The sequence below is a fragment of the Okeania sp. SIO2F4 genome, from assembly GCF_010672385.1.
Taxonomy (GTDB): domain Bacteria; phylum Cyanobacteriota; class Cyanobacteriia; order Cyanobacteriales; family Microcoleaceae; genus Trichodesmium.
The window spans coordinates 1-4,472 of the sequence record NZ_JAAHGT010000817.1 but is presented as its reverse complement, the minus strand read 5'-3'; the positions used below and the strand labels follow the sequence as shown (position 1 = coordinate 4,472).

The 4,472-nt window shown below is 40.5% G+C and carries 2 protein-coding genes; both read left to right on the top strand.

Annotation, left to right across the window (positions count from 1 at the left end):
• Positions 1-1,010, top strand: a 1,010-nt coding sequence (rimO, locus tag F6K22_RS33225; protein ID WP_293108183.1) for a 30S ribosomal protein S12 methylthiotransferase RimO, incomplete at its 5' end; no start/stop codon positions are given.
• Between the two features lie 1,327 nt (positions 1,011-2,337).
• The gene (locus F6K22_RS33220) at positions 2,338-3,825 is read left to right on the top strand and encodes a DEAD/DEAH box helicase (protein WP_293108180.1); all 1,488 of its coding nucleotides are present in this window, start codon (positions 2,338-2,340) and stop codon (positions 3,823-3,825) included.
• Positions 3,826-4,472: the final 647 nt, after the last annotated feature.

The window sequence follows — 4,472 nt, the reverse complement described above, 5'->3', positions numbered from 1 at the left end:
GTGATTATCATAAAATAGTAGATGTGATGCAACGAGTAGAAAAAGGCGATCGCGTCAAAGAAGTTACTCCCGAACCAACTTACATCGCTGATGAAACCACCCCCCGTTACCGTACAACATCCGAAGGCGTTGCTTATGTGAGAATTGCCGAAGGATGCGACTATCGTTGTGCTTTCTGTATCATTCCTCATCTGCGGGGAAATCAGCGATCGCGTACCATAGAATCTATTGTTGCTGAAGTCCAACAATTGGCCTACCAGGGCGTTAAAGAAATCATCCTTATCTCCCAAATAACCACTAACTATGGAGTCGATATTTACGGCCAACCAAAACTGGCCGAATTGCTCCGCGCCTTGGGACAAATTGATATACCCTGGATTAGAATGCACTACGCCTATCCCACTGGTTTAACACCCAAAGTCATAACCGCCATCCAAGAAACTCCCAACGTTTTACCTTATCTCGACTTACCCCTACAACATTCTCATCCCGAAATTCTCAGGGCCATGAATAGACCTTGGCAAGGTCAGGTTAATGATGATATAATCCAAAGAATTAAAGCAACTATGCCCAACGCCGTGTTGCGGACAACTTTTATAGTCGGCTTCCCTGGTGAAACGGAAGAGCATCATGCACATTTAGTGAAATTTGTCAAGCGTCACGAATTCGATCATGTTGGGGTGTTTACTTTCTCTGCAGAAGAGGGAACACCTGCTTATAGTTTGCCTAATCAGTTGCCCCAAGCAGTGATGGATGCCCGCCAGAAAGAAATTATGGAAGTCCAGCAGTCCATATCTTGGCAACAGAATCAAAAATCAGTGGGGCAAGTGGTTGATGTGCTGATTGAACAAGAAAATCCCCAAACAGGAGAGTTAATTGGTAGATCTGCCAGGTTTTCTCCAGAAGTAGATGGACTTGTTTATGCTCAAGGGGAGGCCAGATTAGGGACTATTGTTCCAGTAAAAATTACAGATGCAGATATTTACGATTTGTATGGTTATGTAGATTAGATTTTTTGGCTAATCGGCAATAATTTTGAAGTGGGGTAATTTCAGTTATCAGTTATCAGTTATCAGTTATCAGTATCTCAACCGAATAAGGAGGCTTGAAATACGGAATCTTCTTTTCTGTTGGTCGATTGGATATGGCGAGGAAACCTCGCCATCCCTCAACCGCTTTTTATCCTCTTAAAAGAGGAGGCGTAACTACCCAAATTTTTCGCTAAAACTTTCAGGACTTACCCACCCAAACAAGAAACCGGGTTGATTCCCCTAATTATTTTTGTTCAAATCGCCGTGACAAAAACACTTCTGACTTAATGTAAGGGCGAATGGCCATTCTTTATCAAGGACTCTCGATACAACAAATGATGCAGTAAAAAATTATTATAAAATCTAGTATCTAAAAAAAGAGCTGAGTTAAGGAAAATGTCTAAAAAATACACTAAATGTTAAGTCATTTGTTATTATGTAAATGATTATGAAGTTTAACAGGGGCCACTGAGAGTAACAAACTGTAGATTATCTAAACTGCTTGTTGAGACTAATGCTGAAGTGCGAAGACGCGGTTAAGCAAAGAGATAAAGGTAATTTTCCTTTACTGTATTCAATGGGCAACTGTAAAGATGCACAACAGCTTATTACTTTTAAACAGAGGCTCCAACCTGCCTTAACGTACCCAACTAGGGAGAAAAGGAACAGGGCATTTGGCCTTTATAAAAATCTCGGCAGAAGACCCACGTTCTCCTCTATAGGGAATGTCGGTATAAATGCTGGGTCATACTGACTACTTACAAATATAGATCTAAAAAATTGTAAAAACAATTTGGCCGCTGGGCTAGCGCTGACTAGGGAAGCCTTCGGATTAGCGATGTAGTGTGGATAGACCGTAACACCAAAAGAGAGTAGTGGTAATTGAGAAATTGCCCCTACCTGGAAAGGCAGGTCTTAAGAAACAGAAACCTAAATCGTGTTTTTCGGCTGTCGTCGCCATGAAAAGCGCAGCGGTGTGTAGCAGGGTTTAGGAATCCTCCACTGTGGTCTCAAGGCAGTGTTGGGAGGATCTAAATCTGTCGTTATATTTTCAGGTTAAAACTTAACCGTTGAGAAAATACAGACATCGCTTAACTCTTAGCAGTCAACTCTAGTGCTATCAGTTGAGTGTAAATTGTGAGTGGCAAAGGCATACTGCCCTACCAATAAGCTAGCTATAACTACAGCAAATAAACTGGAAAGTTGTGGCTAGTAAGGGCTTATGAGCAGCTATGGTTGACCATAAATCCGCCTCCAAGTTGGGTGAGAAAGGAACCAGATGTAAATAGTTTACATAGGAGAATTAATGGATTTATCGTTTGCAAATTTAGGAATTTCAGAGGAGCGTGCAAATCATCTGGAAACAATTGGTTTTACCGAACCTACTCCGATTCAAGCTCAAGCAATACCACATTTGCTGGCAGGAACGGATATTGTAGGTCAAGCTCAAACAGGAACAGGTAAAACAGCAGCGTTTTCTTTACCCATATTGGAGCGGATAGATCTAAATACAAACGCAGTTCAAGCGTTAATTTTAACTCCCACTCGTGAGTTGGCACTACAAGTTACAGAAGCAATTCGTCAATTTACTGGTTTGGATAGCAAAACTCCGATTAAACGGCGGTTATTTGTTCTAACTGTTTATGGGGGTCAGTCTATTGAACGTCAGATTCAGCGTTTGCAAAAGGGTGTTCATATTGTCGTGGGAACACCAGGGCGAATTATAGATATGCTTAATCGGAATAGTTTGAAACTAGATCATTTGAAAATGATGGTTTTAGACGAAGCTGATGAAATGTTGAGCATGGGTTTTATTCAGGATGTGGAAAAAATTCTGGACGCTGCACCTGTTGAACGTCAAACAGCTTTCTTTTCTGCTACTATGGATTATTCAATCCGGAAACTGGTGAATAAGTATTTGCGATCGCCAGTAACAGTCAAAGTAGCTCAACAAAAAACTACTCCGAAGCGCATTACTCAAACTGCGTACATAGTACCTCGTGGTTGGTCTAAAGGAAAAGCTCTACAACCAATTCTAGAATTAGAAGACCCAGAAGCAGCTTTGATATTTGTGCGCACAAGGCAAGCTGCAGCAGAACTGACAAATCAATTACAATCAGCAGGTCACAGTGTTGATGAGTATCACGGCAACTTAAACCAATCCCAACGGGAACGATTGTTAAGTCGCTTCCGGAATCAACAAGTACGTTGGGTTGTGGCAACTGATATTGCAGCTCGTGGTTTAGATGTGGATCATTTAACTCATGTGATTAACTACGATTTGCCTGATAGTGTAGATAGTTACGTTCACCGCATTGGTCGTACAGGTCGTGCAGGTCGGGAAGGAACAGCAATTTCGTTGATTAACCCTGTAGATAAACGGAAGTTGCGGTTGATAGAACGTCATTTGCGTCAACGTTTGGATACTCGTTCAATTCCTAAGCGCTCTCAAATTGAAGCCAGGCAGTTACAGAAATTACAGGATAAGGTGCGAGATGCTCTGAGTGGGGAGCGGATGGCTTCTTTCTTGCCCTTAATTTCTCAGTTAGGTGAAGAATACGATCCTCATGCAGTTGCTGCTGCTGCTTTACAGATAGCTTATGATGAAACTCGTCCTGCTTGGATGGGGCCTGATTATGCTCAGGAGGAAGAAGCGCCTATCTTTGAAACTCCGAAACCAAGGCTGAAAAAGCAGCCACCTAAGAAGTCTCGTAATCAAAGTTATCCTGATAAAAATCAGAATTTCAAGGATGAGACTTATGTAGAAGAGGCATCTGTTTCACAGAATAATTAGATAATTAGGGATTAGGGAGTAGGGAGTAGGGAGTCAGGATAAATAGGAATTTTAGAGACGTGGGCGATCGCGTCTCTAATTTTTTTTAAATAGGGAGTAGGGAGTAGGGAATAGGGAGTAGGGAGTAGGATAGGGAACAATATCAAATCCCCTTGCTTTGGAGAATAAATTTCTCCTATTAGTATTGTTCAATAATTAATAATTAACAATTAATAATTAATAATTACTTCTTCTTAAAACATTGAGGATTGGTTCAAAGGAATTTTTTTGTTTTTTTCTCCTTGCTCATGAGAGGCTTTAAACCTTAATTGTTCGGTCAAAGTAAAAACTGAAATTAGTCAGGGTTTGGTGACTAAATCCCTACGGTATTAAATTTTATCGGGGTTGCACAATCAGGAATGATGAAATCTGAAAGTAGATATTTTTGAATAATTCTTTCCTCAATATATGTACAGTTGAAAATCTATTATCATTCTTTAATGTGCAACCCCATTTTATCGATACTACCGGAGATGATATAAGCAAAAAATATTTACCAAAAAATAAGGTCAAAAGCCTCCCCTTTTAAGGGGATGAAAAAAATATTTAACTCACTATTTCAAGCCTCCGACTTTAGCCGGAGGTTCACTGATAACTGATAACTGATA